The sequence below is a fragment of the Rhizobium sp. RU33A genome (assembly GCF_900156055.1).
Classification (GTDB): domain Bacteria; phylum Pseudomonadota; class Alphaproteobacteria; order Rhizobiales; family Rhizobiaceae; genus Allorhizobium.
The window spans coordinates 599,766-623,168 of sequence record NZ_FTMQ01000003.1; the positions used below are offsets into that span (position 1 = coordinate 599,766).

Here is a 23,403-nt window from a genome sequence, read left to right on the forward strand (position 1 = left end):
TTGCGATTTCGAAACCGGCATCATTGCAGTGATGCCGGTTTCGTCGTTTTGGGGCGAAGCTGCAGTCAGGAGTTCATTCCTGTTTCGTTCCGCCTTGCACTTCGGCCCGAGGTTTCCCCCGGGCCGAAATCTCACTCAATTCTCAGCCCTCAGCTGCACCCGCTCGTCGCGCCACACGTGTCGCACTTCTCGCAAGTGCCGTTCCGCACCATCGTGAAGTTCTGGCATTCCGAGCACATGTTGCCCGTATACCCTTGCGCAATCGAGCGCATGCGGCGCGAGGCCTCGAGCTTCTTGGCGTCGGCCTTGGCGGCTGCTGCCTCATCCGCCGCAGCGTCGGTGAAGACGCTTTCGGAGGCGATCTCCTCGGCCAGTTCCACGGCGCGTTCCTCGTAGTCGCGCTTGAAGGACACGACCTCAGAGGTGGCGATCGCGGTCGTCACTTCCAGCTTGCGGGCAGTGGCGCCCGAAGAGGAGAAGGCGGTGACGGTGGCGGATGCCTTGGCGGGGGCGGCTGTTGCTGCACCCTTGGGCTCGCTGCCCGCCGCAGCCGGCATGTGGCTGGAGACGAGCGTCGGCTTGTAACCGCGGGTCAGGCCCTTGGAGACGACATCCGCCTTGCCTTCCTTCACGCCACGGCCGAGTGCGGTCGTGGAGAAGTCGGAGGTGTCGACATGCGCGAGATCGTTGCGACCGAGATAGGAGATCGCCAGTTCCCGGAAGACGTAGTCGAGGATCGACGTCGCATTCTTGATCGCATCGTTGCCGGTGACCATGCCGGCCGGCTCGAACTTGGTGAAGGTGAAGGCGTCGACATATTCCTCGAGCGGCACGCCATACTGCAGGCCGAGCGAGACGGAGATGGCGAAGTTGTTGATGAAGGCGCGAAGGGCCGAGCCTTCCTTGTTCATGTCAAGGAAGATTTCGCCGAGACGGCCGTCGTCATATTCGCCGGTGCGCAGGAAGATGGTGTGACCACCGATCTTGGCCTTCTGGGTATAACCCTTGCGGCGCGTCGGCAGCTTTTCCTGTTCGCGCACGACACGATCGACGATGCGCTCGACGATGCGTTCCGTGATGGTGACCGCCTGGGCCGCCATCGGCTGCTGGAGCAGTTCGTCTACGCCGTCCTCGTCATCCTCGTCCTCGATCAGCGAGGCGTTGAGCGGCTGGGAGAGCTTCGAGCCGTCGCGGTACAGCGCGTTGGCCTTGAGGGCCAGCTTCCAGGACAGCATGTAGGCGGAGCCGCAATCCTCGACTGTGGCTTCGTTCGGCATGTTGATCGTCTTGGAGATCGCGCCCGAGATGAACGGCTGGGCCGCTGCCATCATCCGGATGTGGCTCTCGACCGAGAGGTAACGCTTGCCGATCTTGCCGCACGGATTGGCGCAATCGAAGACGGGCAGGTGCTCCTTCTTGAGGAAGGGGGCGCCTTCGAGCGTCATCGCACCGCAAACGTGGATGTTGGCGGCCTCGATGTCCTTCTTCGAGAAGCCCATGTGGTCGAGCAGGTTGAAGCTCATGTCGGCGAGCTGCTCGTCGGAAACTTTAAGGGTTTCCTTGAGGAAGTCGGCGCCGAGCGTCCACTGGTTGAAGACGAACTTGATGTCGAAGGCAGCCTTCAGCGCACCGTTGACGGCTTCGATCTTCTCGTCGGTGAAGCCCTTGGCACGCAGCGTCGAGGGGTTGATGCCCGGCGCCTGGTTCAAGTTGCCATGGCCGACGGCATAGGCGTCGATTTCGGCGATCTGGCTTTCCGAATAGCCGAGCGAGCGCAGCGCTTCCGGAACGGCAGCGTTGATGATCTTGAAGTAGCCGCCACCGGCGAGCTTCTTGAACTTGACCAGCGCGAAGTCGGGCTCGATGCCGGTCGTGTCGCAGTCCATGACGAGACCGATCGTGCCGGTCGGGGCGATGACCGAGACCTGGGCATTGCGGTAGCCATGCTTTTCGCCGAGCGCCAAAGCCTTGTCCCAGGCGGCCGTGGCATGGGCGATCAGGGCCGGATCCGTGCATTCGGCATGAACCAGCGGCACAGGATTGACGGAGAGGCCTTCATAGCCGTCCGACAGGCCGAGCGCTGCGCGGCGATGGTTGCGGATGACGCGCAGCATGTTGTCGCGGTTCGGCGCAAAGCCCGGGAAGGGGCCGAGTTCCGAAGCCATCTCGGCTGACGTCGCATAGGAGACGCCGGTCATGATGGCGGTGAGCGCACCGGCGATGGCACGGCCCTCGGCGCTATCATACGGGATTCCCGAGGACATCAGCAGGCCGCCGATATTGGCATAGCCGAGGCCGAGCGTGCGGTATTCATAGGAGCGTTCGGCAATCTGGCGCGACGGGAACTGCGCCATCATCACGGAGACTTCGAGAACGACGGTCCACAGGCGAACGGCATGTTCGTAGTCGGCGATGTCGATGTTCTTGGTCTTCTGGTCCTTGAAGCGGAGCAGGTTCAGCGAAGCCAGGTTGCAGGCCGTGTCGTCGAGGAACATGTATTCCGAGCACGGGTTCGACGCGCGGATCGGGCCGGCTGCCGGGGAAGTGTGCCAGTCGTTCATCGTCGTGTTGAAGTGCAGGCCCGGATCTGCCGATGCCCAGGCGGCATAGGAGATCTTGTCCCAGAGGTCGCGGGCCTTCAGCGTCTTCATCACCTTGCCGTCCTTGCGGGCGGTCAGGTTCCAGTCGCCATCATTCTCGACGGCGCGCAGGAAGTCGTCCTTCAGCGAGACCGAGTTGTTGGAGTTCTGGCCGGAGACGGTGAGATAGGCTTCCGAATCCCAGTCGGTGTCATAGGTCTTGAAGTCGAGATCCTTGTAGCCCTGCTGGGCAAACTGGATGACGCGCTTGATGTAGTTTTCCGGAACCTGGTCCTTCTTCGCGGCCTTGATTTCGCGCTTGAGGGCAGGGTTCTCGTTCGGGTCAAAGCAGGCGCCGTTGTCAGCCTCGCAGTTGACGCAGGCCTTCATGATCGCCTTCAGATGCTTGGCGACGACCTTGGAACCGGTGACGAGGGCTGCAACCTTCTGCTCTTCCTTCACCTTCCAGTCGATATAGGCTTCGATATCCGGATGGTCGATGTCGACGACGACCATCTTGGCCGCGCGACGCGTGGTGCCGCCCGACTTGATGGCGCCAGCTGCGCGGTCGCCGATCTTCAGGAAGGACATGAGGCCGCTTGAGCGACCGCCGCCGGACAGCTTTTCGCCTTCGCCGCGCAGGTAGGAGAAGTTGGAGCCGGTGCCGGAGCCATACTTGAAGAGGCGGGCTTCGCGAACCCAGAGGTCCATGATGCCGCCTTCGTTGACCAGATCGTCTTCGACGGACTGGATGAAGCAGGCATGCGGCTGCGGATGCTCGTAGGACGACTTCGACTTGACGAGCTTGCCGGTGAAGGGGTCGACATAGAAATGGCCCTGGCCGGGGCCGTCAATGCCATAGGCCCAGTGCAGGCCGGTGTTAAACCACTGCGGCGAATTCGGTGCGACGCGCTGGGTGGCGAGCATGTAGGAGAGCTCGTCCTTGAAGGCGGCCGCGTCTTCTTCCGACGTGAAATACTTGCCCTTCCAGCCCCAATAGGTCCAGGTACCGGCCAGGCGATCGAAGACCTGTCGGGCATCGGTTTCCGAGCCGTAGCGTTCGTTTTCGGGGAGAGCCGCCATCGCCTTCTCGTCGGCGACAGAGCGCCACAGGAAGGAAGGAACGTCGTTCTCCTCGACCTTCTTCAGCACCTTTGGCACGCCGGCCTTGCGGAAATACTTCTGGGCGAGAATGTCGGCGGCCACCTGGCTGAACTGGGCGGGCACGTCGATGTCGGCAAGACGAAATACGATTGAGCCGTCGGGATTCTTGATCTCGCTGATGGCCTTGCGGAACTCGATCTCCGCATAAGCGGACTGCCCCGGTTTGGTGAAGCGACGTTCAATGCGCATCTGCCTGTGTCCCTCGATCTGGTGCGCCGGAAATCGGCGCGATAAATTTCGTTCGGTCGCACGGTGGGCCGTGCAGCCGTTCACTGGTTCGTCCGTCAGGTGATTCATCCGGAGATGAGAGCACCCTCTATCTTGTGGTGATGTTGGCTGCAAATACTAAATATAGTTTTACCACACAATTGCCGCCAGACCCAGACCCCCTGTGCGGCGGTCAAAAATCGCACAGATTTCCTATCGCGGAGGGCGTCGTCAGAACGCCGTTCCACCTCAAAGAAAGCCGCTACAATGTTTGATGAAACCCGGCCTCGTTCATGCCCGGTCCAGTCGCCGCCGCAACTGGGCCCATTAACATCGTCTCGACTGATTCCGTCAAGGGGTGGTCTGTGAAGGAAATGTTAACGCTATATGTTGTGGTGCCACGCTGTGGATAACGGGCAAAAGAGCGAAGTCACGGGAATGAAAGAGCTTTCTCGGCTCGTGTGACGCAAGCCGCCACGCATGTCTCTCCGTCAGACAGATGTCACGGGGTAAAATTCGTCCCGAAATGACCCGCCTGAGCCATCGGCGCCCGCATTTGGTGGCTTTCGCGAAAGGCCGCGCCTGTTGCTCAAAAACCTGGGGATGACCCGCGCCAAGAATCAGTGCCTTGACATCCGAAATTGGCGACCGTGTCACGCCTCCGGCGCCCACCTAAAAATCATATGCATACTTCCTGTATTTCGTAGCAACGAAATCGCAACATGTCCCGCGTATTGAGAGAGGCATACGTATGGAATGAGTTCCATGCCCGGCCGGTCGTGGCCGCCTGCCAGGATGGCGGGTTCGCACGGAGTAAGATTTCCATGAGTATTGCCAATCTTTCCATTCTGAAGAAGGTCAGCCTCGTCGTTGTCCTGATGGGCGTGGCGGCTGCCGCCATCGCAGCCGTGGGCGCAAGCGGTTTGTCTTCGCTGGGCTCCGCCCTGAAGGATACCGGCGCCCGCGAGGAAGTCGCCCGTGAGGCGATGGACCTGCGCGTCGACATCATTGCCATTTCGCGCATGACCTACCAGCTGGCGCTCGCGCCGGAAAATGCGGCCGATTTTGCGGCTGAAACCGACAAGCGTGCCGCCGAAATGCTGGCACGTCTGCCGAAGATCGCGACCACCGCGAGCCCGGCCGAAGCCCAGATCCTCGACCGCACCAAGATCGCGCTCGATGCCTACTTCAACCAGATCCGCGCCATGGTGGCCGTGGCCGCAACGCCTGCCGGTCAGGACCTCGCCGTGATGAAGGCCGAGCTTGCCAAGGCGCTCGAGGCGCAGAAGACGGTAACTGCTGTCGTCAAGGAATACTCGACCTCGTCGGCCGAGAGCCTGAAGGGTTCGCGTGAAAACGCGCTTGCCGCCTCCGGCTTCACCATGCTGCTCCAGGTCGTGACCGCCGCTGTCTGCATTCTCGCCGGCGTCGCAATCAGCTTCCTCCTCGCCCGCCGCGGCATCGTCAATCCGATCCGCAGCCTGACCGCCGTTATGACGGACATGGCCTCCGGCAAGCTCGGCAATGCGATTGCCGGTACCGAGCGCAAGGATGAGATCGGCGAGATGGCGCGTGCGCTCGAAGTCTTCCGGACCAATGAAGCGCAGATGCGCGCCATGGAAGCGCAGGAAGCGGCCCTCCACGCCCAGAGCCGCGACCTGCAGACCTCGATCAGCGACATCGTCGCCGCCGCCGCTGCCGGTGACTTCTCGAAGCGCATCTCCAAGACCTATGAGGATGCGGACCTGCAGCGCTTCGCAGCCTCGGTCAACGAACTGGTCGAAAGCGTCGATCGCGGCGTGACCGAAGTGCGCCGCGTCATTGCAGCGCTCGCCGATGCCGACCTTACACACGATATGCAGGGCCAGTTCCAGGGCGCGTTTGCCGAACTCCAGGGCAACGTCAACCAGACCATGGCCGTTCTGCGCCAGACCATGCAGAACATCCTGAATGCCGCCGGCACGATCACCGACAATTCCGGTGAGCTCTCGTCGGCTGCCAACCAGCTCGCCCGCCGCACCGAGCAGCAGGCCGCTTCGCTGGAAGAGACAGCCGCAGCGCTTGAGGAAATCACCACCACGGTCAAGACCTCGACCCAGCGCGCCAAGGAAGCCTCCCATATGGTCGAAGAGACCAGGGGCAGCGCCGGCAAGTCGGGTGACATCGTCCGCAATGCGATCGACGCCATGGGCCGCATCGAGCAGTCCTCGCAGAAGATCAGCCAGATCATCTCCGTCATCGACGAGATCGCCTTCCAGACCAACCTCTTGGCGCTGAATGCCGGCGTCGAAGCTGCGCGCGCCGGTGAAGCCGGCCGTGGTTTCGCCGTCGTCGCCCAGGAAGTCCGCGAACTGGCCCAGCGCTCGGCCAATGCCGCGAAGGAGATCAAGACCCTGATCAACACCTCGGCCGAGGAAGTGAAGGGCGGCGTGTCGCTCGTGCTGTCCACCGGTGAGGCGTTGAAGGAGATCGAATCGCTGGTCAACCGCGTCAACGATCACGTCGTGACGATTGCCCGTGCCGCCGAAGAACAGTCGGCAGCGCTCGGCGAGATCAACACTTCGGTCAACCACATGGACCAGATGACCCAGCAGAACGCCGCCATGGTCGAAGAGACAACGGCCGCCAGCCAGGTTCTCGCCGGCGAAGCCCGTCAGCTGCAGGCGCAGCTTGCCCGCTTCAGGCTGGAAGGTGGCGCATCCGCTGGCTCGGCAGGCTATCGTGCGGCCGCCTGAGAAAATTCGGAAAATCGCTAACTAGTGAAATAGAGAAGCGCCGCAGCGATGCGGCGCTTCTTTCGTTTGTGTGATGGAACGGGCAGTCTTTGCACGCATTGAGGCCTGCATTGCGCCTTGGCACTGGCCTTGAGGCGAGACATCGGAATGAGGGAGACGGGATCATGCATCTGTTGCTGTTGGGCGCCACCGGACTTGTCGGCAGTCATGTCCTCAACCTCGCGCTTGCCGACCCACGCGTGTCGGCCGTCACTGCCCCGACCCGCCGACCGCTGCCGGAACGCGCTGGCCTTTCGGCGCCGGTGGTGGATTTCGACAATCTTCCGCAGGATCCGTCGATCTGGGCCGTCGATGCGGTGATCTGTGCTCTCGGCACCACGCTGAAGACGGCCGGATCACGCGAGCGCTTCCGTCAGGTCGACCACGACTATCCTCTGGAGATTGCAAGGCTTGCAAAAGCTCACGGCGCAGGGACCTTCGTTCTCAACTCGGCGAAGGGGGCCGACGTGAAATCGCTCTTTTTCTACAGTCGTGTGAAGGGTGAGACGGAGCGTGATATCCTGCAGCTCGGCTTCGAGAGTACGGTGGTAGTCCGTCCCGGGCTCATCGATGGCCCGCGCCAAGAGCCACGGCCGATGGAGCAGTGGGCGGGCAGGGTACTTTCGATCCTGGATCCGATCCTGCCGCCCTCCATCAAGCCGAACCCGCCACACGCGATCGCCCGCGCCATGCTGGATGCCGCCGTGTCGGCGACACCGGGGGTGACCATCGTGCCGTCACAGGCTCTGCTGTAACGGGACGCAAGACACCTTCTCAAAGGTCAGTTCGTGCCACGGATCGGTAGATGACGGCGCAGGTCGCCGGCCTCCGGCGCATTGATGTGCCGGTAACGGGCCTCCACGAAGTTGTAGACGCCGAAGGCGGCGAGGCCGACTGCAACCACGGCATAGATGATGCCGCCGAAGGGCAGGCTCTGCACCCAGGCCAGAGCGTCGGCCATGCCACCAGCCTGGTCAGGATCGACGGTGAAAGCGGCATAGAGGAAGAAGACCCCAATGATGCCGAAAACCAGACCGCGCGCGACCAGGCCGTAGATCGAAATCAGCACGGCCGGCGAGTTCTTCTTTGCGTCGAGGTCGAGATAGCGGCCGAACTTGCGCTTGATGCCCTTCATCGCCGTGACGATGCCGCCGATGACAAAGCCGATCCCGATGATGCCTGCGAGATAGCGACCGAAGGGCTGGGCCATCACCCAGGCGGCCAGACCTTCCTCGCCGCCCGAGCCACCACCACCGGACATCTGGAGCGCCATCAGCATGCTTGTCATCGCAAGACCCGCATAGGTGATCGCGCTGCCGAAAAGTGCGGCGCGGATCGCATAGCCCTTCATGTCGTCGTCCTGTCCGTCGGCATTGGCAAGCGACTGGGCGAGACGCCAGACGACGAAGCCCGCAAGGCCGAGGCCGATGAGGCCGATCCAGATCCGTCCGAACGGCTGCTGCAGGATCGTCTCCAGCGCCGAATTGGTGTCCGGCTTCGATCCGGCAAAGCTAGAAAACAGAGCGATAGCGGCAATCATCAGAAAAACGATTCCGCGCGCACTATAACCGGCCCGTGCCATCAGCTGAAATTTCGATCGCGTGTTCATGGAAATCCTCTCCTGCTGTGAGCAAGAAACGGAGGAGGGCAGGCACGGTTCCTTCCTTTCGCACGTCAGCCCATCGGACAGTCATCGGAACCAAGCGATAATCGACGGGTTACCTGCTGAGGTAACGACACGGGAGACACTGATGGCGACGGAGCCAAGCGAAAACGGCAAAGGCACGGAGGTGCGACGGTCCACCGAATATTCCGCGCAGTCAGACAGTGGCGCAAAACCCGGATTTGCGCTCTCCGCCTGGTCGCTCATCGTCGGCGGTTGCTTTCTCCTCTTGGTTCTCGGCTGGCTATTTCTCCTCTGAGAAAAATGGGCGCAGATCGTCGTTAAACCAAATGGTTGACAATTGATCTGTAGGTGTAGATATTCAACCACATGGTTGAGATTACGCAAAACCCCTTGGACATGATCTTTCACGCGCTGGGCGATGAGACGCGTCGGCGCATGCTGGCGTCCCTTTCGCAAGGGGAAAGGAGCGTCGGCGAACTGGCCGAGCCTTTTTCCATGTCGCTCGCCGCTGCCTCCAAACACATCAAGGTCCTCGAAGCCGCAGGCCTTATCCGCCGCGAGATCCGAGGCCGTACCCATCTCTGCCGACTGGATCCGGGACCGCTTGCCGGTGCCCACCAGTGGCTGAGCGCCTACGAGCACTTCTGGACCGGCCGGCTGGATGTCCTCGAACGGCTCCTTCACGCGGAGGATGCCGCATTTCCCCGACAGAAACCTGATGGAGAATGACGATGACGGAAAGACTGGACGTAAATCCCAATGGTCGACTGAGCGAGCCCGCAACGCTGGTGATCGAACGGCTGTTGCCAGGACCGGCTTCACGGATCTGGTCATATCTGACCGATGGCGAGATGCGGCGCAAATGGCTCGCCGCAGGCAGCATGGAGGAAAAGGCGGGTTCGACCTTTGAGCTCGTGTGGCGCAATGACGAACTCACCGATCCCCCCGGTCACAGGCCGGATGGTTTTAGCGAGGAGATGCGGATGAAGAGCCGCGTTCTCGAAGTGCAGAAGGACAAGCGTCTCGTCTTCACCTGGGGCGAGAGCGGTGAGGTCGCCTTCGATCTCAAGGCTGAAGGCGACGAGGTGTTGTTGACGGTGACGCACATGCGGATTTCGGACCGCGCCAATCTGCTGATGGTCGGTGCCGGCTGGCACATGCATCTCGACATTCTCTGCGCTCATCTTGACGGCCGGCGGTCGGAGCCGTTCTGGGATGGCTGGCTCAAGCTCAAGGACGAATATGATCGGCGTTTGCCGGCCTGACCACAGAAGCGAGCCTGATCAAATCGAAAGCCCTCCGCCATATCCGGCAGAGGGCTTTCTGGTCTTTCGAAGCTGCAAAAGGTCAGGGCTGTGCAGGCGCCGGCGTTGCAGGCGTCGCGTCCTGGACCGCACCTTCCGGACCCGTCGCCGGGACATCCGTCTGTGGCGGTGTCGGAGGTGCGAGCGTGCCGTCGCCAGTATTGGCCGGCGCATCCGGGGTTGGGGCTACCGCCGGATCTTCAGAGGTCGGCGGCGTGGATGACGGCGTTGTAGTGTCCGGGGCAGGGCTCGTAGGCGCAGGTGTTTCCGCTGTGGGTGTGCCCTCGGCCGGTGCAGTCGCCGGCGGCGTGCCTTCCACGGCTTCCGCCGCGGCAGCCTGTTCCGCCGCAACCGGGGAGCCCGGCGGCATTTCGTCCGTGCCGAGCGGTTCGGCAAGTGCCGTCGCATTCTGCGCTGCGACACGCCAGACCGTATTGCCGGCATCGTCGGCGACAAGCAGAGCACCGGTGCCGTCGAAGCCGAGGCCGACGGGGCGGCCGCGTGCCTGTTCCTCGCCATTGAGGAAGCCGGTCACGACATCACGGGCCTCGCCTGCGGGTGCGCCATTCTCGAAGGGCACGTAAAGCACCTTGTAGCCATTGAACTGGTCGCGGTTCCAGCTGCCGCGATTGCCGACAAAGGCGCCGTTGGTAAAATCCTCAGGCATGGCCATGCCCATGGAGAAGGCGAGACCGAGGGCGGCGACATGGCTTGACAGCGCATAGTCCGGCTTGATCGCCTGCTCGACCATGTCGGGACGCGGCGGATGCAGGCGCGGATCGACATGCTGGCCGAAATAGCTCCATGGCCAGCCGTAGAAGCCCCGGTCCTGCACCGAGGTCATATAGTCGGGCACCAGATTGGGGCCGAGTTCGTCGCGCTCGTTGACGACTGTCCAGAGTGCGCCGCTCTCCGGGTTGATCGTCAAGCCGTTCGGATTGCGCAGGCCCGATGCATAGACGCGCGAGGCACCGGTTTCCCGGTCGATCTGCCAGATCGCGGCGCGGCCTTTCTCGGCCTCCAGACCGCGTTCGCCGGCATTCGAGTTGGAGCCGACCGAGGCATAGAGGAAGCGACCGTCGGGGCTGAGCGCCAGATCCTTGGTCCAATGGTGATTGATCGGGCCACCCGGCAAGGGGGTGAGGACGCGCGGCGGTGTGGTGATCTCGTTCTGCCCGAGCTGGTAGTCATAGGCGAGTACCGCGTCGGCAGCTGCGACATAAAGCGTGTCGTCGGCGAAGGCGAGGCCGAAGGGGGAGTTGAGATCGGTGAGCAGATCGTGGCGCTCGTCGACGGTGCCGTTGCGATCGGTATCGCGCAGTAGCGTGATCAGATTGGTGGGCTTGTCGTCACCCCCACTGCCGGCCGCAAACGCCATGATGAAGTCGCGGATGACGTCCTTCGGCCGCTCCACCGGTTTGCCGGGCGGCGCCTTGCTTTGCACCACGAGCACGTCGCCGTTGGGTAGCGTGTGCACGGTGCGCGGATTGGCAAGGTCGCGGGCATAGGCCGTGATGGTGAAGCCGTCCAACACGTCGGGGGTTTCGTTTTCTCCCCATCCGACGACCTCTGCGACCTTTAGGTCGGGCAGCAGCGACTGGCTCGGTTCGGGCAGGACGGGGTCGGCACCGATCTGGCTGGTGACGTCGAAATTGCCGTTGTCGTCGCTGCAGCCGGCAAGTGCCAGCACAAGAACGGCGGTCGATGCGAGGGCGGCGTGACGGAGCGTGAAGGGAGTGCGGGTCATGGAGTTCTCCAGGCATCGGCGCTGCGTTGCTCGGCGGTGAGGTAGACACAGGCGATCATCGCGATCACGGTGATCAGGGATGTGGCAAGGCCATAGGGCACGATCGCCGTCCAGCCGTCGCCGGCATGGATGAAGCTGTTGATGAAGGCGAGCACCAGAACAGCGAGATAGGCAAGCACTGCCGGCCAGCTCGGGCGCAGCGCCCGAGTTGCAGGACGGGCGAGATCGACGAGGCCGGCAATGATCGACAGGGCGCCGAAGATCAGGCCGAAGAACAAGAGCCAGTCGGAGAAGTTGCTCCACATCAGATGTGACGTCCGCCAGTAGAGGATGTCGGTGATCAGCGTCAGCGTGAAGCAGACGAAGGGGAAGGGGACGAACAGCGCCGAAGCCGGATAGGCGTTCGAGGCTGTCGGCGGCGAGTGGAGGGTGGCCATCAGTTGCTCTCTACCGTTGGAAGTGGAACACGAGAGCCATACGGCCGGGCGGCCGAATTGTTCCGTCCCATCACCAGGCGTGTGCAACAAGCGGGGCGGCCGGCCGAGATATCGGAGGGTGGGAGGGCTTTTGCCGGCCAAGAAAAAACCCGCCTGCGGGTGACAGGCGGGTTTGATTATGGCGGCGGGACTTGGATCAGCCCTTCGAGCCCTTGGCGATCGGCTCCTGATAGGTAAAGCCCATGTCCCAGGGGAAATAGATCCAGGTATCCTGGGATACCTCGGTCACGAAGGTGTCGATGGTCGGCACGCCCTTCGGCTTGGCATAGACGCAGGCGAAATGCGCCTTCGGCATCATTTCGCGCACTTCAAGCGCCGTCTTGCCGGTGTCGGTCAGATCGTCGACGACGAGCACGCCTTCGCCGCCATTGACCATCAGCTCGGCGGTGATGCCCTTCAGGAGGTTCATTTCGCCCTGGTTGACGTAGTCATGGTAGGAGGCGATGCAGACCGTCTCGATCAGGCGGATGTTGAGTTCGCGCGAGATGATTGCCGCGGGTACCAGACCGCCGCGGGTGATGCAGACGATGGCGCGGAATTCCTGGCCGAGGCCGGCGAGGCGCCAGGCGAGCGCACGGGCGTCGCGGTGGAACTGATCCCAGGAAACGGGAAAGGCTTTATCGGGGAGAGACATGCACGGGGCTCCGCTGGCTGGATGATATCGTCCGCGCCGGATTGCGGCGCCGTCGACCGGATCCTTTCAGGCGGGCCGCCTTGCGCGGTCCCGAAACGCGTTTCGCGCGGCAGATACCGCGCGAACCTCGTCCCCTCAAAGGGTTCCAGTCTTTGGCCGTTGCTATTAGCGGGAATCCGAAGCCTCTGGCAAGGCCTCGCGTTCCCGCCCCATCAACCGATCAATCAGCGCGACAGGAGCGTCAGCGCCGTCATTGAATCGAGCAGCGTGCGGGTGACGCCGCCGAACAGCATTTCCCACCAGCGCTTGTTGCCATAGGCGCCCATGACCAGGAGATCGATGGAGCTGTCCGACAGCCGGTTCTCGATGGCGATCGCCGGGTCGAGGCCGGTCTTTTCCGATGCCGTGACGGTCACCTTGATCCCGTGGCGGGCGAGCGAAGCGGAGATCTCGGCGCCGGCGATTGCGCCGGTCTGGGTGGAGGTGTCGGAGGCGTCGACGGTGAAGATCTCGACCTCTTCGGCTGCCATCAGGAAGGGCAGGGCGTCGAAGGTGGCGCGGGCCGCCTCGCGCGAGCCGTTCCAGGCAACGAGCACCCGGCGGATCGGCTTCGGCGCCTTCAGGATATGCGGGATGAGCAGCACCGGCCGCCCGCTTTCGAACAGGAAGCTTTCGAGTTCGGAACGGGTCTCCGACAGCATGCCCGCTTCACCCTGGGCGGCGATGACGAGATCGACGCTGCGGGCGCTGTCGATCAGGGCGGCTGAATTGAAGCCGGAGGATGTGACGAAGCTGCGCCATTCATGCGACAGGCCTTCGCGGTTACCGATTTCGCGAAAGATCCGCTCCACGCTTTCTGTCTCCTGATGCGCCATGTCCTGCAGCGCCTGCACGGTGGCAGGGTCCGGGATTTCCATCGGCGCAACCAGCGGCACCATGGCCACGGCCTCTGCATGGGCGCCAATCACATGCGATTGAAACTGGTTGGCAATGGCGACGGCAAAATCCGTCACCTGTTGCGTGGTTTTGGGTGTGTCCAATATGGCAAGAAGTGTGCGGTAACCCATGGTCGTCTCCTCTTGCGGCCCTTACTTATTGTCCGCATGAGATAACTATGGGTTCCATTACCAGGTTCCGCCTTGACTGAGGTCAAGTGGGGAGCGGCTTGAGGCGCGAAGCAAAGCCGGCTCAGGCGACCTCGCCGGTGCCGAGATCGCGCGTGGCGGCCGCGTCCTTCTCGTTCCGGATCGCATCGATCATCGCCTCGACATCGGCCGCTGCCGCATCGACGATCGACTGATCGCGCGCCCTGACGATAAGTTCGGTCGAGAAGCGCCGACCGTCGAAATGTGGATAGGAACCGATCGAGGTTTCCGGATGCGCTTTCTGGATCGCGCCGAGAGCCGTGCCGATATCCCCTTCACCGAAGGGGCAGGCGATCGAGCGCGACAGCACCCGCTGGCCGGCCGGCAGTGTTTCGATCACATGCGCCATCATTGCCTGGAAGACCTGCGGCACGCCCGCCATCACATGCACATTGCCGATGATGAAGCCGGGCGCGGTCGAGACCGGGTTCGGGATATGGCGGCTGCCTTCCGGCATGCGCGCCATGCGCTGGCGGGCCTCGGTGAATTCCAGCCCGCGGCCGGCATACATGTCGCCGAGCAGCTTCATGGCGTCAGGGTCATGCAGGCACGGCACGGCGAAAGCCTTCGACACGGCATCCGCCGTGATGTCGTCATGCGTCGGGCCGATGCCGCCCGAGGTGAAGACATAGGTGTATTTCGACCTGAGCGCATTCAGCGCCTCGACGATCGCATCCTCCTCGTCGGAGACGATGCGGACCTCTTTCAGATCGATGCCGGCTACCGTCAGCAGGTCGGCGAGATGGCCGATATTCTTGTCCTTGGTGCGGCCGGACAGGAGTTCGTCACCGATGGCGAGCATGGCGGCGGTCTTGATCGTCGAGGTCATGGATGAAGTCCTATGGGAATGGGGCAGGCGGGGAGCGAGAGGTTACCGTTTTATGTCCGTGAAGAGAAGTAAAGGCACTCATTGATTGAACACTGCGTTCCCGCAGCCGCGACTGGTTCCCGGCGTGGAATGCGCTACATGTCGCACATCCACAGCGCGGCAGGGCCGCATGTTCAAAGGGAGATACGACATGGCCAAGGTACTGGTTCTCTATTATTCCGCTTACGGTCACATCGAAACCATGGCCTATGCCGTTGCCGAAGGCGCAAAGTCGGCCGGTGCTGACGTCACCGTCAAGCGCGTTCCGGAACTCGTGCCGGAAGATGTCGCCAAGGCTTCCTATTACAAGATGGACCAGCAGGCCCCGATTGCCGACCCGGCCGAACTCGACCAGTATGACGCCATCATCGTCGGCGCCGGCACCCGTTACGGCACGGTCGCCTCGCAGATGCGCAATTTCTGGGATCAGACCGGCGGTCTCTGGGCCCAGGGCAAGCTGACCGGCAAGCTCGGCTCGATGTTCACCTCGACCGCGACACAGCATGGCGGCCAGGAAACCACCATCATGGGCTTCATACCGACCTTCCTGCATCACGGCATGCTTTATGCCGGTCTGCCCTACGCCTTCCAGGGTCAGATGGGTGTCAGCGAAGTCATGGGCAACTCGCCCTACGGCGCCTCCACGATCACGGCCGGCGACGGTTCGCGCCAGCCCTCCGAGATCGAACTCGAAGGTGCCCGCTACCAGGGCGCCCATGTGGCGAAGCTCGCAGCCAAGCTGGCCTGAGCGTAGAATTGACTATCGTCAAAAGGCGGGGCGCAAGCTCCGCCTTTTCACGTCTTTGGGACACCTTGGCGCGCTATCGTTAAAATGCGACCGGACGTTCCAAGGGTCTCTTGAGCGCTTAGGCGCATGCTTCGGGTTGTAAGACCTGAAAGGACGCATGCCATGGAACAGCCAGATCGTCGTCGCCAGCCCCGCCTGCGGGCGCTCAAAGCCGGCCGCGCCATCCTCCCCGGCGGCCATTCCACCTTCGACTGCATGATTCGCAATCTGTCGCCGCTCGGCGCCAAGATGAGCTTCGAATCGACCGCCGACATTCCGCCTCAGTTCCGCCTGCGCCTGGAGGACGGCACCGTCCATGACTGCGCCGTCAAATGGCGCAGCCCCCGCGAGATCGGCGTCGAATTCCTGGATGCACTGGCAAGCTGAGTGATCGATGACACGGGGCGGGCCACAGCTTTGGCCCGCCACCCTTGACGCGTCCGCCGATCTGATCGAAACAGGGCCCGCACGCGGACGTGGCGAAACTGGTAGACGCAAGAGACTTAAAATCTCTCGGCCTTAGGTCATGCGGGTTCGATCCCCGCCGTCCGCACCAAATCTTCTTGTTCTTTTGACTGTTAGCGCTGGCCTGTTCCCATCGGGACAGGTCCTTGATGTCGTACATCTCTTTGCACTCAATGCGCCAAATTTGTGCAAATCCATTGTTGGCGAAAGTTTGAGCATTTTTCCGCTTTGCGGGCTCGGCGTTTCCTGCTTTGATGCGCCCACCAAAAACAAGGGGAACTCAAATCTATGATCACAAGACGTCTCTTTTCGGCTGCCGTTGTGGCGGCGGGTCTGCTTGCTGGCGTGACGCTGCCGGTCGGTCAGGCGCATGCCGAGACGGCCATCAAGTTCACGCTCGACTGGAAGTTCGAGGGCCCGGCCGCCGGCTTCCTGCTGGCGCAGGACAAGGGATATTTCGCAGCGGAAGGCCTGGATGTGACGATCGATTCGGGCAATGGCTCGGTCGAGGCGATCCCGCGTGTCGCGACCGGCGCCTATCAGATGGGCTTCGGCGACATCAACTCGGTGATCAAGTTCCTCGATGAGGATCCGTCGCAGAAGGTCAAGGCCGTGATGATGGTCTATGACAAGCCGGTCTTCTCGGTGGTCGGCCGCAAGTCGCTCGGCGTGACGGAAGATCCGGAGTCGCTGGAAGGCAAGAAGCTTGGGGCCCCGCCGCCGGATGGCGCGTTTGCCCAGTGGCCGGCCTTCAAACAGGCCGCCGGCATCGACGACAGCGGCATCACCATCGAATCGATCGGCTTTCCCGTGCGCGAGCCGATGCTCGCCAAGGGCGACGTTGACGCCGTCTTCGGTTTCGCCTTCTCGGTCATCCTGAACCTCAAGGCGCAAGGGATCCCGGCAGACGACATCGCGACCATCCTGATGGCCGATAACGGCCTGAACCTCTATGGCAACAGCGTTCTGGTGAACTCTGACTTCGCCGCCGAAAACCCCGAGGCTGTGAAAGGCTTCCTGAAGGCGCTGGCCAAGGGCTTTGCCGATGCCGTTGCCAATCCGGAAGAGGGTGCCGCCGCTGTCCTGAAGCGCAACGAGACGCTGAATGTCGACATCGAGAAGGAACGTCTGGAAATGGCCAATGCCATGAACATCAAGACGCCGTATGTTGTCGAAAACGGCATGGGCAGCGTCGACATGGCACGCCTTTCCGCCTCGATCGAGACGCTCAAGGTCTCCATGGGCCTGAAGGGCAATGTCACGGCCGAGCAGGTCTTCGACGGAAGCTTCCTGCCGGCCAAGGAAGAGCGGATGTTGCCGTAATCTCTCCTTCTCCCCAGCGGGGAGAAAGTGGCGCGTAGCGCCGGATGAGGGGGGCGAAGCAACGACGCTTGCAAGCCTTGTACCGTGTCGCCCCCTCATCGCCTCGCATGCGCTCGGCACTTCTCCCCGCTGGGGAGAAGAGGAAGCTTAAAGGAGCCCCGATGTCCCACCTCGTTTCCATCGACAATGTCGACATGCGCTATGGCGGCGCGGACGGCACGCTTGCCGTATCCGGCCTCACCATGCGCGTCGACAAGGGCGAATTCTCCGCCGTGGTCGGCCCGTCCGGCTGTGGCAAGTCCACCCTGATGAAGCTCGTGACCGGGCTGCACATCCCGCAATCCGGTGTCGTCATTGTCGCCGGCCAGCAGGTGACCAAGCCGGTGTCGATCGTCGGCATGGCCTTCCAGAACCCGACCATGCTGCCCTGGCGCACGACGCTCGAAAACATCCTCCTGCCGCTTGAGATCGTGGAAAGGCATCGCCATCGGCTTCGAGCGAACAAGAAGGAGTATGTCGAGAAGGCCGAGAACCTCCTGGAGATCGTCGGCCTGAAGGGCGTGGGCTCGAAATTCCCCTGGCAGCTGTCGGGCGGCATGCAGCAGCGCGCCAATCTCTGCCGCGCCCTGATCCACGAACCCGAACTGCTGATGCTCGACGAGCCCTTCGGCGCCCTCGATGCCTTCACCCGCGAGGAGCTGTGGTGCGTCATCCGCGACCTGCATGCGGCGCAGGGCGTGACCATCGTGCTCGTCACGCATGACCTGCGCGAGGCGGTCTTCCTCGCCGACCGGATTTTCGTGATGAGTGCCAGACCCGGCAAGGTGGTCAAGGAACACACGGTGCCCTTCGCGCGACCAAGGGATCTGGAATTGATGTACCAGACCGAATTCAACGACATGGTGCATGTGCTGCACGGCGAGATCGCAAAGGCGAGGGTGGCGGCATGACGATGACGATCGAAACAGCGCCGACCCGGCCGGTCGTAAAGCCGCTGATGCAGCGCATCAACTGGGTGCGGGCCGCACCCTTCCTCTACACGCTGGCGCTTTTCGCCATCTGGGAGTTGACCGTCCTTGCGCTCGACATGCCGCCGACCATCCTGCCGGCACCATCACGGGTATTCGAGGCGGTGGTGCAATACTGGTCGCCGATCTGGAAGAACTCGCTGCAGACGCTCTACACGACGACGCTCGGCTTCATGATAGCCGTTGTCGCCGGACTGGGGCTCGGTCTTTTCATCGGCTGGTCGAAGTCCATCTATGCCGGGCTCTATCCCCTGATGATCGGCTTCAATGCGATCCCCAAGGTGGCGCTCGTGCCGATCCTCGTCATCTGGTTCGGCATTGGCACCGTGCCGGCGGTGCTGACCGCCTTCCTGATTTCCTTCTTCCCGATCGTCGTCAATGTCGCAACGGGCCTCGCCACCATCGAGCCGGAGACGGAGGATGTGTTGCGGGCGCTGGGCGCGAAGAAGCTCGACATCATGCTGAAGGTCGGCATTCCCCGCTCGATGCCGTATTTCTTCGGCTCGCTGAAGATTGCGATCACGCTCGCCTTCGTCGGCTCTGTTGTCTCGGAGACGGTGGCCTCAAATTACGGTCTCGGCAACATGATGAGCTCGGCGCAGAGCCAGTTCAACGTGCCCCTGGTCTTTGCCGGGCTCCTGGCGCTCGCGGTCGAGGGCATCGCCATGTATGCGCTGATGGCCTGGCTCGAAAAGCGCATGACCGGCTGGGCGCACCGCTCGACCATGGCGAATTGATCCGACACACTGAACGCCCGATGTGGGCGTTCAGCTTTTGTCCTTCAGCGTGAAGGGTAGTTCGAAAGGCGTCGAGCGTTCGGCGATCACATCGTTTACCGTATAGCGCAGCACGTAGGCGCCGGGCTTGGCGCCATCCACGTCGAGCGTGAGATGGGTATAGACCTCGATCGCATCCGAATGGCCGGTGAAGGTGAAGTTGCCGAATTCCTTTTGCAGCGCGAGCGTCTTGCCTTCGTCGTCGGTCAGTTCGAGATCGACGGTGAAATGCGATTGCCGCTGGTTATTAGGCGCTGCCTGCCATTTGAGCCCGGCCACCTCGACATAGGTGATGAGCTTCTCGCCGGTAGCGAAGACCGGCTCCCCTTTTGCGGTATAGGCCCTGTAGGCCTTGGGGACTTCCGTGATGAAGACGGCGCGGGGAACCGTGAGCGGCAAGCTCTGGCTGAAGGCTGCAAGCCCCGAACGCATCACCTCGAAGGCGCCCTTCGCATCGTTTTGTGCCGCCAGTTTCTCTGCCTCGATCGCCGCATCGAGAAGCGGGCCGGCCGCAACCGGTGCCGCAGAAAGGAATGCGCCGATGAGGGCAGCGGCAAGGGCGCGGGCAGGGACTGAGTATATCAGGGACACGTGATTCTCCCGCATTGATCTTGCGGGAGTGTGGGAAGAACGAAGCCCGTGCGTCAAGCGCCGCGCGGTTCTGTGCGATCACGTTGGCCTGATGCTCACGAGCGCCAGAACATCGGCACGAGCAGCACCAGTACCGTCAGCACTTCGAGACGGCCGAGCAGCATGGCGAGCGACAGGATGTAGAGTTCCGGATCGTTCATCATTGCGAAATTGCCGACCGGGCCGATCAGCGGGCCGATGCCGGGGCCGACATTCGACAGTGCTGTGATGACCGAGGAGGTCGCTGTGGCAAAGTCATAGCCCGCAAGCGCCATGGCCATGGAGCCGATCGCCCAGATGAAGACATAGGCGCTGACGAATAGGAACACGGCGCGCTGGGTTTCCGCATCAACGATCTGGTTGCCGTAGCGCACGGAATAGACGGCGTTCGGATAGATAAGCTTCTTCAGGCCCGTGACGATGATGTTGAACAGGATGACGAAGCGATAGGCCTTGATGCCGCCGGCCGTCGATCCGGAGCAGCCGCCCATGAAGGTGGCGAAGAAGGCGGCGGCGACCGCAAACGGTCCCCAGAGCGTGTAATCCTGGCTGGCATAGCCCGTCGTCGACAGGATCGAGGCGAAGTTGAAGAAGGAATGGGTGAGGGCCACCGGCAGTTCGATGCCGTTTCGCAAGTGATTGTAGAGCCCGCCGGCAATGGCGAAGGCACCGAGATAGCCGAGGAAGACGAAAATCTGCGGGTCGCGCAGGGCATCCAGACGTCCACGCACCAGAAGCACGATCAGGATCGAGAAGGGCAGGCTGCAGAGCGTCATGAAGAAGGTCGAGACCCAGAGCAGCGCATGGCTGTCAAAGGCCGCAAACGAATTGTCATAATTGCCGAAGCCAGCGGTCGCGACAGTCGTGAAGGCATGCACGATGGCATCGAAATGGCCCATGGCGGTCACGTCATAAGCAATGATGCAGGCCAGCGTGATCCCGACATAGACCGCCATGAAGGCGCGCGTGAAGGTGGCGATTCGCGCAAACGGCTTGTCACCGATGTCGGACGATTCCATCTTGAAGAAGGAGACGCCCCCGACACGCAGGAAGGGCAGGACAAAGAGGCCGAGCGCCACGATCCCGATACCGCCGAGCCAGGCCAGCAGTGCACGCCATATCAGGATTCCGGGCGAGACCTGATGCAGATTGGAGATGACGGTTGATCCGGTGGTGGTGATGCCGGAGATCGCCTCGAACAGGGACTGGGCGAAAGTCAGGTCGAGATCGGAGAAATAGAGCGGGATGGCGCCGACCAGCGAAAAGACGGCCCACAGCACGTTGACGAGCAGGAAGCCCATCCGTTTGGTGAAGGACGGCGGTGGGCCGCGCGTCGCCATGGCGGCCGTCAGCGACAGTCCGCCGACCATGGCCGCTGAAACGGTAAAGACCGACCAGGCGTCGTCACCGTAATAAAGGCTGACCATCGCCGGGATCAGCATGGCGGTGGACAGATAGAGCCCGCACAGGGCTGCGATATAAACGACGGCGCGGAGCAGATTGGTATTCAAGGAATGACTTCCGTCTGTTGCAACGCAAAGAGGCTTTGTCTCTGCCCGATGTGTATGCCATAGCGGGGCTCTGTCCAAAATTCAACGGAGGCTGACGTGACCCCCAGTCAAGTCGACGAAGCGCTGGAGGCGATGCGCGGCCTCTTTCCCGAAACGCCGCTGCAGCTCAACGAACATTTGAGCGCCCGTTACGGTGCCAATGTCTACCTGAAGCGCGAGGACCTGACGCCGGTTCGCTCCTACAAGATCCGGGGCGCCTTCAATTTTTTCCGCAAGATCGTCGAAGACAGCCCTTCCGGCACCACCTTCGTTTGCGCTTCCGCCGGCAATCACGCTCAGGGCTTTGCCTATGTCTGCCGTCATTTCGGTGTTCAGGGCGTGGTCTTCATGCCGGTGACGACGCCACAACAGAAGATCGACAAGACGCGCATCTTCGGCGGCGAATTCATCACCATCCGCCTGATCGGCGACATTTTCGACCAGTGCTATCAGGCTGCCCGCGAACATGTCGAGGCGATCGGCGGCTATATGGTGCCGCCTTTCGACCATCCCGATATCATCGAGGGCCAGGCGACGGTCGCGGCTGAAATGATGCAGCAGTTGCCGGAAGGCGTGACGCCGGATCTCGTCATCATGCCGGTCGGTGGCGGTGGGCTGTCCTCCGGCATGACCGGCTATCTTGCCGGCAAGGTTTCGCCCGAGGCGATGATCTTCTGCGAGCCGCAGGGAGCGCCGAGCCTGAAGACGAGCCTTGAGGCCGGCAAGGTCGTGACGCTGCCCAAGGTCGACAATTTCGTCGATGGTGCAGCCGTCGCCCGTATCGGTGACCATAATTTCGAGGCGCTGAAGGCTTTCCGCCCCGATCAGGTGCTGATCGTGCCGGAAAACGCGATCTGCGTGACCATGACCGACATGCTGAATGTCGAGGGTGTGGTTCTGGAGCCGGCAGGCGCGCTGGCACTTGCCGCACTCGATCTTCTGCCGCGCGTTGCCTTGAGTGGGCGGACAATCGTCGCCGTCGTCTCCGGCGGCAATTTCGATTTCGAGCGGCTGCCCGACGTCAAGGAACGCGCCATGCGCTACGCCGGCTTGAAGAAATACTTCATCCTGCGATTGCCGCAGCGTCCAGGCGCCCTGCGCGACTTCCTTAATCTTCTCGGGCCCGAAGACGATATCGCCCGCTTCGAGTACCTCAAGAAGTCGGCGCGCAACTTCGGTTCGATCCTGATCGGCATCGAGACGGGCAAGCGCGAGAACTTCGCAGAACTTTTCGGCCGTTTCGATCAGGCGGGGCTTGGCTTCGAGGACATCACCGAAAACGAGATCCTCGCCAACCTGATCATCTGATGCCTTGACCGGCGAGCCAGTCCACGATGATCGTCGCAATCGGCTCGGTGGTCTCGGGCGAATAGGTGTCGCCGGCAATCACATGATTGTTGGCGTCGCCGGTTGGCCCCGGATCGACGAGCGCGTAACCGGCGCCCCAGCGCGCTGCAACCGCCGCCGTCCGATCCGGCCTGACAACCTTGTCCTCGGTTGATTGAAGAAAGAGGGCGGGAACGCGGATCTCTTGCACCCGTGTGTGGTTGGCCAGCCGGACCGATTGCGCCATGGGAATGAGCGCGGCCACCGGGTAGCTTGTCGTCCAGTTGTGTGCGTTGAGCGGGCTGATCGGTTCAAATCCGGCGCGCTCGCCGATGATCAGGCGGGCCAGAGAGCCGCCCAACGGACCGGTCAGCAGGAAGCTTCCGGATGCCTGCACGCCATAATTGGGTGAGAGGAACACGGAAGCCGCGATCTTGTCCGCAAGGGTAGGGCGACCGAGCGCCCAGGTGATGAGCGAGGCGCCGGTCGAAGTCGAGATGATGACGACCCGGTCACCCAGATGTTTACCGATCGCCAGCGCTTCACCCACATCCGCCGCCCAGTCATCGATCGTCGCGAGGCCCAAGGCGTCGGGATCGTTGAGGCCATGACCGGTGAGACGGGTGAGAAAGAGATTGGCGCCGAGCGCGTGTGCCACGAGGTCGGGCAGGGGGCGAACCTCGGCGGACGAGGCGGAAAAGCCGTGCACATAGACCACGGAGACCGGCGTCTTCTCTTTCCGTGCGGGGTCCGCCCAGACGATCTGCTTGGCAAGCCCTTCCCGGATGTTGCCGGCCACTGTCTCGCCATCTGCGATCAGGGCGTCAAGCGAATCGAGCGGCAGGTCCGCGCCGGTCTTTGCCTCTCGTTCCAGCGCGAGCACCGGTGGTCTCAGATAGAGAAAGACGATAGCAGCGATGCTGAGAAAAACGAGTGTTAGCAACAACCCCATGACGATCCGCATCCTCAAGC

The 23,403-nt window shown here is 62.1% G+C and carries 21 protein-coding genes and 1 tRNA gene; 12 read left to right on the top strand and 10 right to left on the bottom strand.

The window, feature by feature from the left end; translation table 11 throughout:
- Positions 1–149: 149 nt before the first annotated feature.
- Positions 150–3,932 (bottom strand): vitamin B12-dependent ribonucleotide reductase, encoded by a 3,783-nt coding sequence (locus BW978_RS13875; protein WP_083697593.1) that lies wholly within the window; start codon positions 3,930–3,932, stop codon positions 150–152.
- A gap of 842 nt (positions 3,933–4,774) precedes the next feature.
- Here BW978_RS13875 and BW978_RS13880 point away from each other — a divergent pair.
- Together BW978_RS13880 and BW978_RS13885 are read left to right on the top strand one after the other, a co-directional pair.
- The gene (locus BW978_RS13880) at positions 4,775–6,685 is read left to right on the top strand and encodes a methyl-accepting chemotaxis protein (RefSeq protein ID WP_076395977.1); all 1,911 of its coding nucleotides are present in this window, start codon (positions 4,775–4,777) and stop codon (positions 6,683–6,685) included.
- A 164-nt stretch (positions 6,686–6,849) separates the two neighbouring features.
- Positions 6,850–7,479 carry an NAD(P)H-binding protein gene (locus BW978_RS13885; RefSeq protein ID WP_076395979.1) on the top strand — a complete coding sequence of 210 codons (630 nt, stop codon included), beginning with the start codon at positions 6,850–6,852 and terminating at the stop codon, positions 7,477–7,479.
- Positions 7,480–7,505: 26 nt separating this feature from the next.
- Here BW978_RS13885 and BW978_RS13890 read toward each other — a convergent pair whose 3' ends face one another.
- On the bottom strand, positions 7,506–8,333 hold the full coding sequence (locus BW978_RS13890; protein ID WP_076395981.1) for a DUF1206 domain-containing protein: 828 nt from the start codon (positions 8,331–8,333) through the stop codon (positions 7,506–7,508).
- A gap of 142 nt (positions 8,334–8,475) precedes the next feature.
- Between BW978_RS13890 and BW978_RS23575 the strand changes: the two genes are divergently transcribed.
- The 3 genes from BW978_RS23575 (at position 8,476) to BW978_RS13900 (ending at position 9,616) form a co-directional block, all read left to right on the top strand.
- Complete coding sequence (locus BW978_RS23575) at positions 8,476–8,646, top strand: hypothetical protein (protein ID WP_175616884.1); 171 nt, start codon at positions 8,476–8,478, stop codon at positions 8,644–8,646.
- A gap of 71 nt (positions 8,647–8,717) precedes the next feature.
- Positions 8,718–9,080: an ArsR/SmtB family transcription factor gene (locus BW978_RS13895; protein ID WP_076395983.1), complete on the top strand. Its 363-nt coding sequence runs from the start codon at positions 8,718–8,720 to the stop codon at positions 9,078–9,080.
- Positions 9,077–9,616 (top strand): SRPBCC family protein, encoded by a 540-nt coding sequence (locus BW978_RS13900; protein ID WP_175616885.1) that lies wholly within the window; start codon positions 9,077–9,079, stop codon positions 9,614–9,616. The genes BW978_RS13895 and BW978_RS13900 overlap by 4 nt, the downstream gene beginning before the upstream one ends.
- 82 nt (positions 9,617–9,698) lie before the next feature.
- On the opposite strand, the gene BW978_RS13905 is transcribed toward BW978_RS13900, so the two are convergent.
- The 5 genes from BW978_RS13905 to BW978_RS13925 all read right to left on the bottom strand — a co-directional run bounded on the left by BW978_RS13905 (position 9,699) and on the right by BW978_RS13925 (position 14,507).
- Positions 9,699–11,402, bottom strand: coding sequence for a PQQ-dependent sugar dehydrogenase (locus BW978_RS13905; RefSeq protein ID WP_076395985.1), 1,704 nt, complete (start codon positions 11,400–11,402; stop codon positions 9,699–9,701).
- Positions 11,399–11,839, bottom strand: coding sequence for a DUF2231 domain-containing protein (locus tag BW978_RS13910; RefSeq protein WP_076395987.1), 441 nt, complete (start codon positions 11,837–11,839; stop codon positions 11,399–11,401). Before BW978_RS13910 ends, BW978_RS13905 begins: the two co-directional genes overlap by 4 nt.
- 196 nt (positions 11,840–12,035) lie before the next feature.
- A complete protein-coding gene (gpt, locus tag BW978_RS13915) occupies positions 12,036–12,533 on the bottom strand; it encodes a xanthine phosphoribosyltransferase (RefSeq protein WP_076395989.1) in 498 nt (165 codons plus the stop codon).
- A 224-nt stretch (positions 12,534–12,757) separates the two neighbouring features.
- Complete coding sequence (locus BW978_RS13920; RefSeq protein ID WP_076395991.1) at positions 12,758–13,600, bottom strand: universal stress protein; 843 nt, start codon at positions 13,598–13,600, stop codon at positions 12,758–12,760.
- Positions 13,601–13,721: 121 nt separating this feature from the next.
- Complete coding sequence (locus BW978_RS13925) at positions 13,722–14,507, bottom strand: competence/damage-inducible protein A (RefSeq protein ID WP_076395993.1); 786 nt, start codon at positions 14,505–14,507, stop codon at positions 13,722–13,724.
- A 190-nt stretch (positions 14,508–14,697) separates the two neighbouring features.
- On the opposite strand from BW978_RS13925, the gene wrbA reads away from it, so the two are divergent.
- The 6 genes from wrbA to BW978_RS13955 all read left to right on the top strand — a co-directional run bounded on the left by wrbA (position 14,698) and on the right by BW978_RS13955 (position 18,886).
- Positions 14,698–15,294: an NAD(P)H:quinone oxidoreductase gene (gene wrbA, locus BW978_RS13930; RefSeq protein WP_076395995.1), complete on the top strand. Its 597-nt coding sequence runs from the start codon at positions 14,698–14,700 to the stop codon at positions 15,292–15,294.
- A 162-nt stretch (positions 15,295–15,456) separates the two neighbouring features.
- The gene (locus tag BW978_RS13935; protein ID WP_076395998.1) at positions 15,457–15,720 is read left to right on the top strand and encodes a PilZ domain-containing protein; all 264 of its coding nucleotides are present in this window, start codon (positions 15,457–15,459) and stop codon (positions 15,718–15,720) included.
- A gap of 83 nt (positions 15,721–15,803) precedes the next feature.
- Positions 15,804–15,889 (top strand) — tRNA-Leu (locus BW978_RS13940).
- Positions 15,890–16,086: 197 nt separating this feature from the next.
- Positions 16,087–17,121 carry an ABC transporter substrate-binding protein gene (locus tag BW978_RS13945; protein ID WP_076396000.1) on the top strand — a complete coding sequence of 345 codons (1,035 nt, stop codon included), beginning with the start codon at positions 16,087–16,089 and terminating at the stop codon, positions 17,119–17,121.
- A 161-nt stretch (positions 17,122–17,282) separates the two neighbouring features.
- Positions 17,283–18,071, top strand: coding sequence for an ABC transporter ATP-binding protein (locus BW978_RS13950; protein ID WP_006728619.1), 789 nt, complete (start codon positions 17,283–17,285; stop codon positions 18,069–18,071).
- Positions 18,068–18,886 (top strand): ABC transporter permease, encoded by an 819-nt coding sequence (locus BW978_RS13955; protein WP_076396002.1) that lies wholly within the window; start codon positions 18,068–18,070, stop codon positions 18,884–18,886. Before BW978_RS13950 ends, BW978_RS13955 begins: the two co-directional genes overlap by 4 nt.
- 30 nt (positions 18,887–18,916) lie before the next feature.
- Here the strand turns inward: BW978_RS13955 and BW978_RS13960 are convergent, their stop codons facing one another.
- Together BW978_RS13960 and BW978_RS13965 are read right to left on the bottom strand one after the other, a co-directional pair.
- Positions 18,917–19,516, bottom strand: coding sequence for a hypothetical protein (locus tag BW978_RS13960; protein WP_083697609.1), 600 nt, complete (start codon positions 19,514–19,516; stop codon positions 18,917–18,919).
- A 95-nt stretch (positions 19,517–19,611) separates the two neighbouring features.
- On the bottom strand, positions 19,612–21,066 hold the full coding sequence (locus tag BW978_RS13965) for a TrkH family potassium uptake protein (protein WP_076396006.1): 1,455 nt from the start codon (positions 21,064–21,066) through the stop codon (positions 19,612–19,614).
- Positions 21,067–21,162: 96 nt separating this feature from the next.
- On the opposite strand from BW978_RS13965, the gene ilvA reads away from it, so the two are divergent.
- A complete protein-coding gene (gene ilvA, locus BW978_RS13970) occupies positions 21,163–22,413 on the top strand; it encodes a threonine ammonia-lyase (protein WP_076396008.1) in 1,251 nt (416 codons plus the stop codon).
- Here ilvA and BW978_RS13975 read toward each other — a convergent pair.
- Complete coding sequence (locus BW978_RS13975; protein WP_083697594.1) at positions 22,406–23,395, bottom strand: alpha/beta hydrolase; 990 nt, start codon at positions 23,393–23,395, stop codon at positions 22,406–22,408. The genes ilvA and BW978_RS13975 overlap by 8 nt on opposite strands.
- Positions 23,396–23,403: the final 8 nt, after the last annotated feature.

Coding starts and splice junctions, on each gene's coding strand:
- BW978_RS23575 (WP_175616884.1), top strand. CDS start 8,476: ATGGCGACGGAGCCAAGCGAAAACGGCAAAGGCACGGAGGTGCGACGG.
- wrbA (WP_076395995.1), top strand. CDS start 14,698: ATGGCCAAGGTACTGGTTCTCTATTATTCCGCTTACGGTCACATCGAA.
- BW978_RS13890 (WP_076395981.1), bottom strand. CDS start 8,333: ATGAACACGCGATCGAAATTTCAGCTGATGGCACGGGCCGGTTATAGT.
- BW978_RS13975 (WP_083697594.1), bottom strand. CDS start 23,395: ATGCGGATCGTCATGGGGTTGTTGCTAACACTCGTTTTTCTCAGCATC.
- BW978_RS13910 (WP_076395987.1), bottom strand. CDS start 11,839: ATGGCCACCCTCCACTCGCCGCCGACAGCCTCGAACGCCTATCCGGCT.
- BW978_RS13950 (WP_006728619.1), top strand. CDS start 17,283: ATGTCCCACCTCGTTTCCATCGACAATGTCGACATGCGCTATGGCGGC.
- gpt (WP_076395989.1), bottom strand. CDS start 12,533: ATGTCTCTCCCCGATAAAGCCTTTCCCGTTTCCTGGGATCAGTTCCAC.
- BW978_RS13875 (WP_083697593.1), bottom strand. CDS start 3,932: ATGCGCATTGAACGTCGCTTCACCAAACCGGGGCAGTCCGCTTATGCG.
- BW978_RS13945 (WP_076396000.1), top strand. CDS start 16,087: ATGATCACAAGACGTCTCTTTTCGGCTGCCGTTGTGGCGGCGGGTCTG.
- BW978_RS13955 (WP_076396002.1), top strand. CDS start 18,068: ATGACGATGACGATCGAAACAGCGCCGACCCGGCCGGTCGTAAAGCCG.
- BW978_RS13900 (WP_175616885.1), top strand. CDS start 9,077: ATGACGATGACGGAAAGACTGGACGTAAATCCCAATGGTCGACTGAGC.
- BW978_RS13935 (WP_076395998.1), top strand. CDS start 15,457: ATGGAACAGCCAGATCGTCGTCGCCAGCCCCGCCTGCGGGCGCTCAAA.
- BW978_RS13880 (WP_076395977.1), top strand. CDS start 4,775: ATGAGTATTGCCAATCTTTCCATTCTGAAGAAGGTCAGCCTCGTCGTT.
- BW978_RS13885 (WP_076395979.1), top strand. CDS start 6,850: ATGCATCTGTTGCTGTTGGGCGCCACCGGACTTGTCGGCAGTCATGTC.
- BW978_RS13895 (WP_076395983.1), top strand. CDS start 8,718: ATGGTTGAGATTACGCAAAACCCCTTGGACATGATCTTTCACGCGCTG.
- BW978_RS13920 (WP_076395991.1), bottom strand. CDS start 13,600: ATGGGTTACCGCACACTTCTTGCCATATTGGACACACCCAAAACCACG.
- BW978_RS13905 (WP_076395985.1), bottom strand. CDS start 11,402: ATGACCCGCACTCCCTTCACGCTCCGTCACGCCGCCCTCGCATCGACC.
- BW978_RS13925 (WP_076395993.1), bottom strand. CDS start 14,507: ATGACCTCGACGATCAAGACCGCCGCCATGCTCGCCATCGGTGACGAA.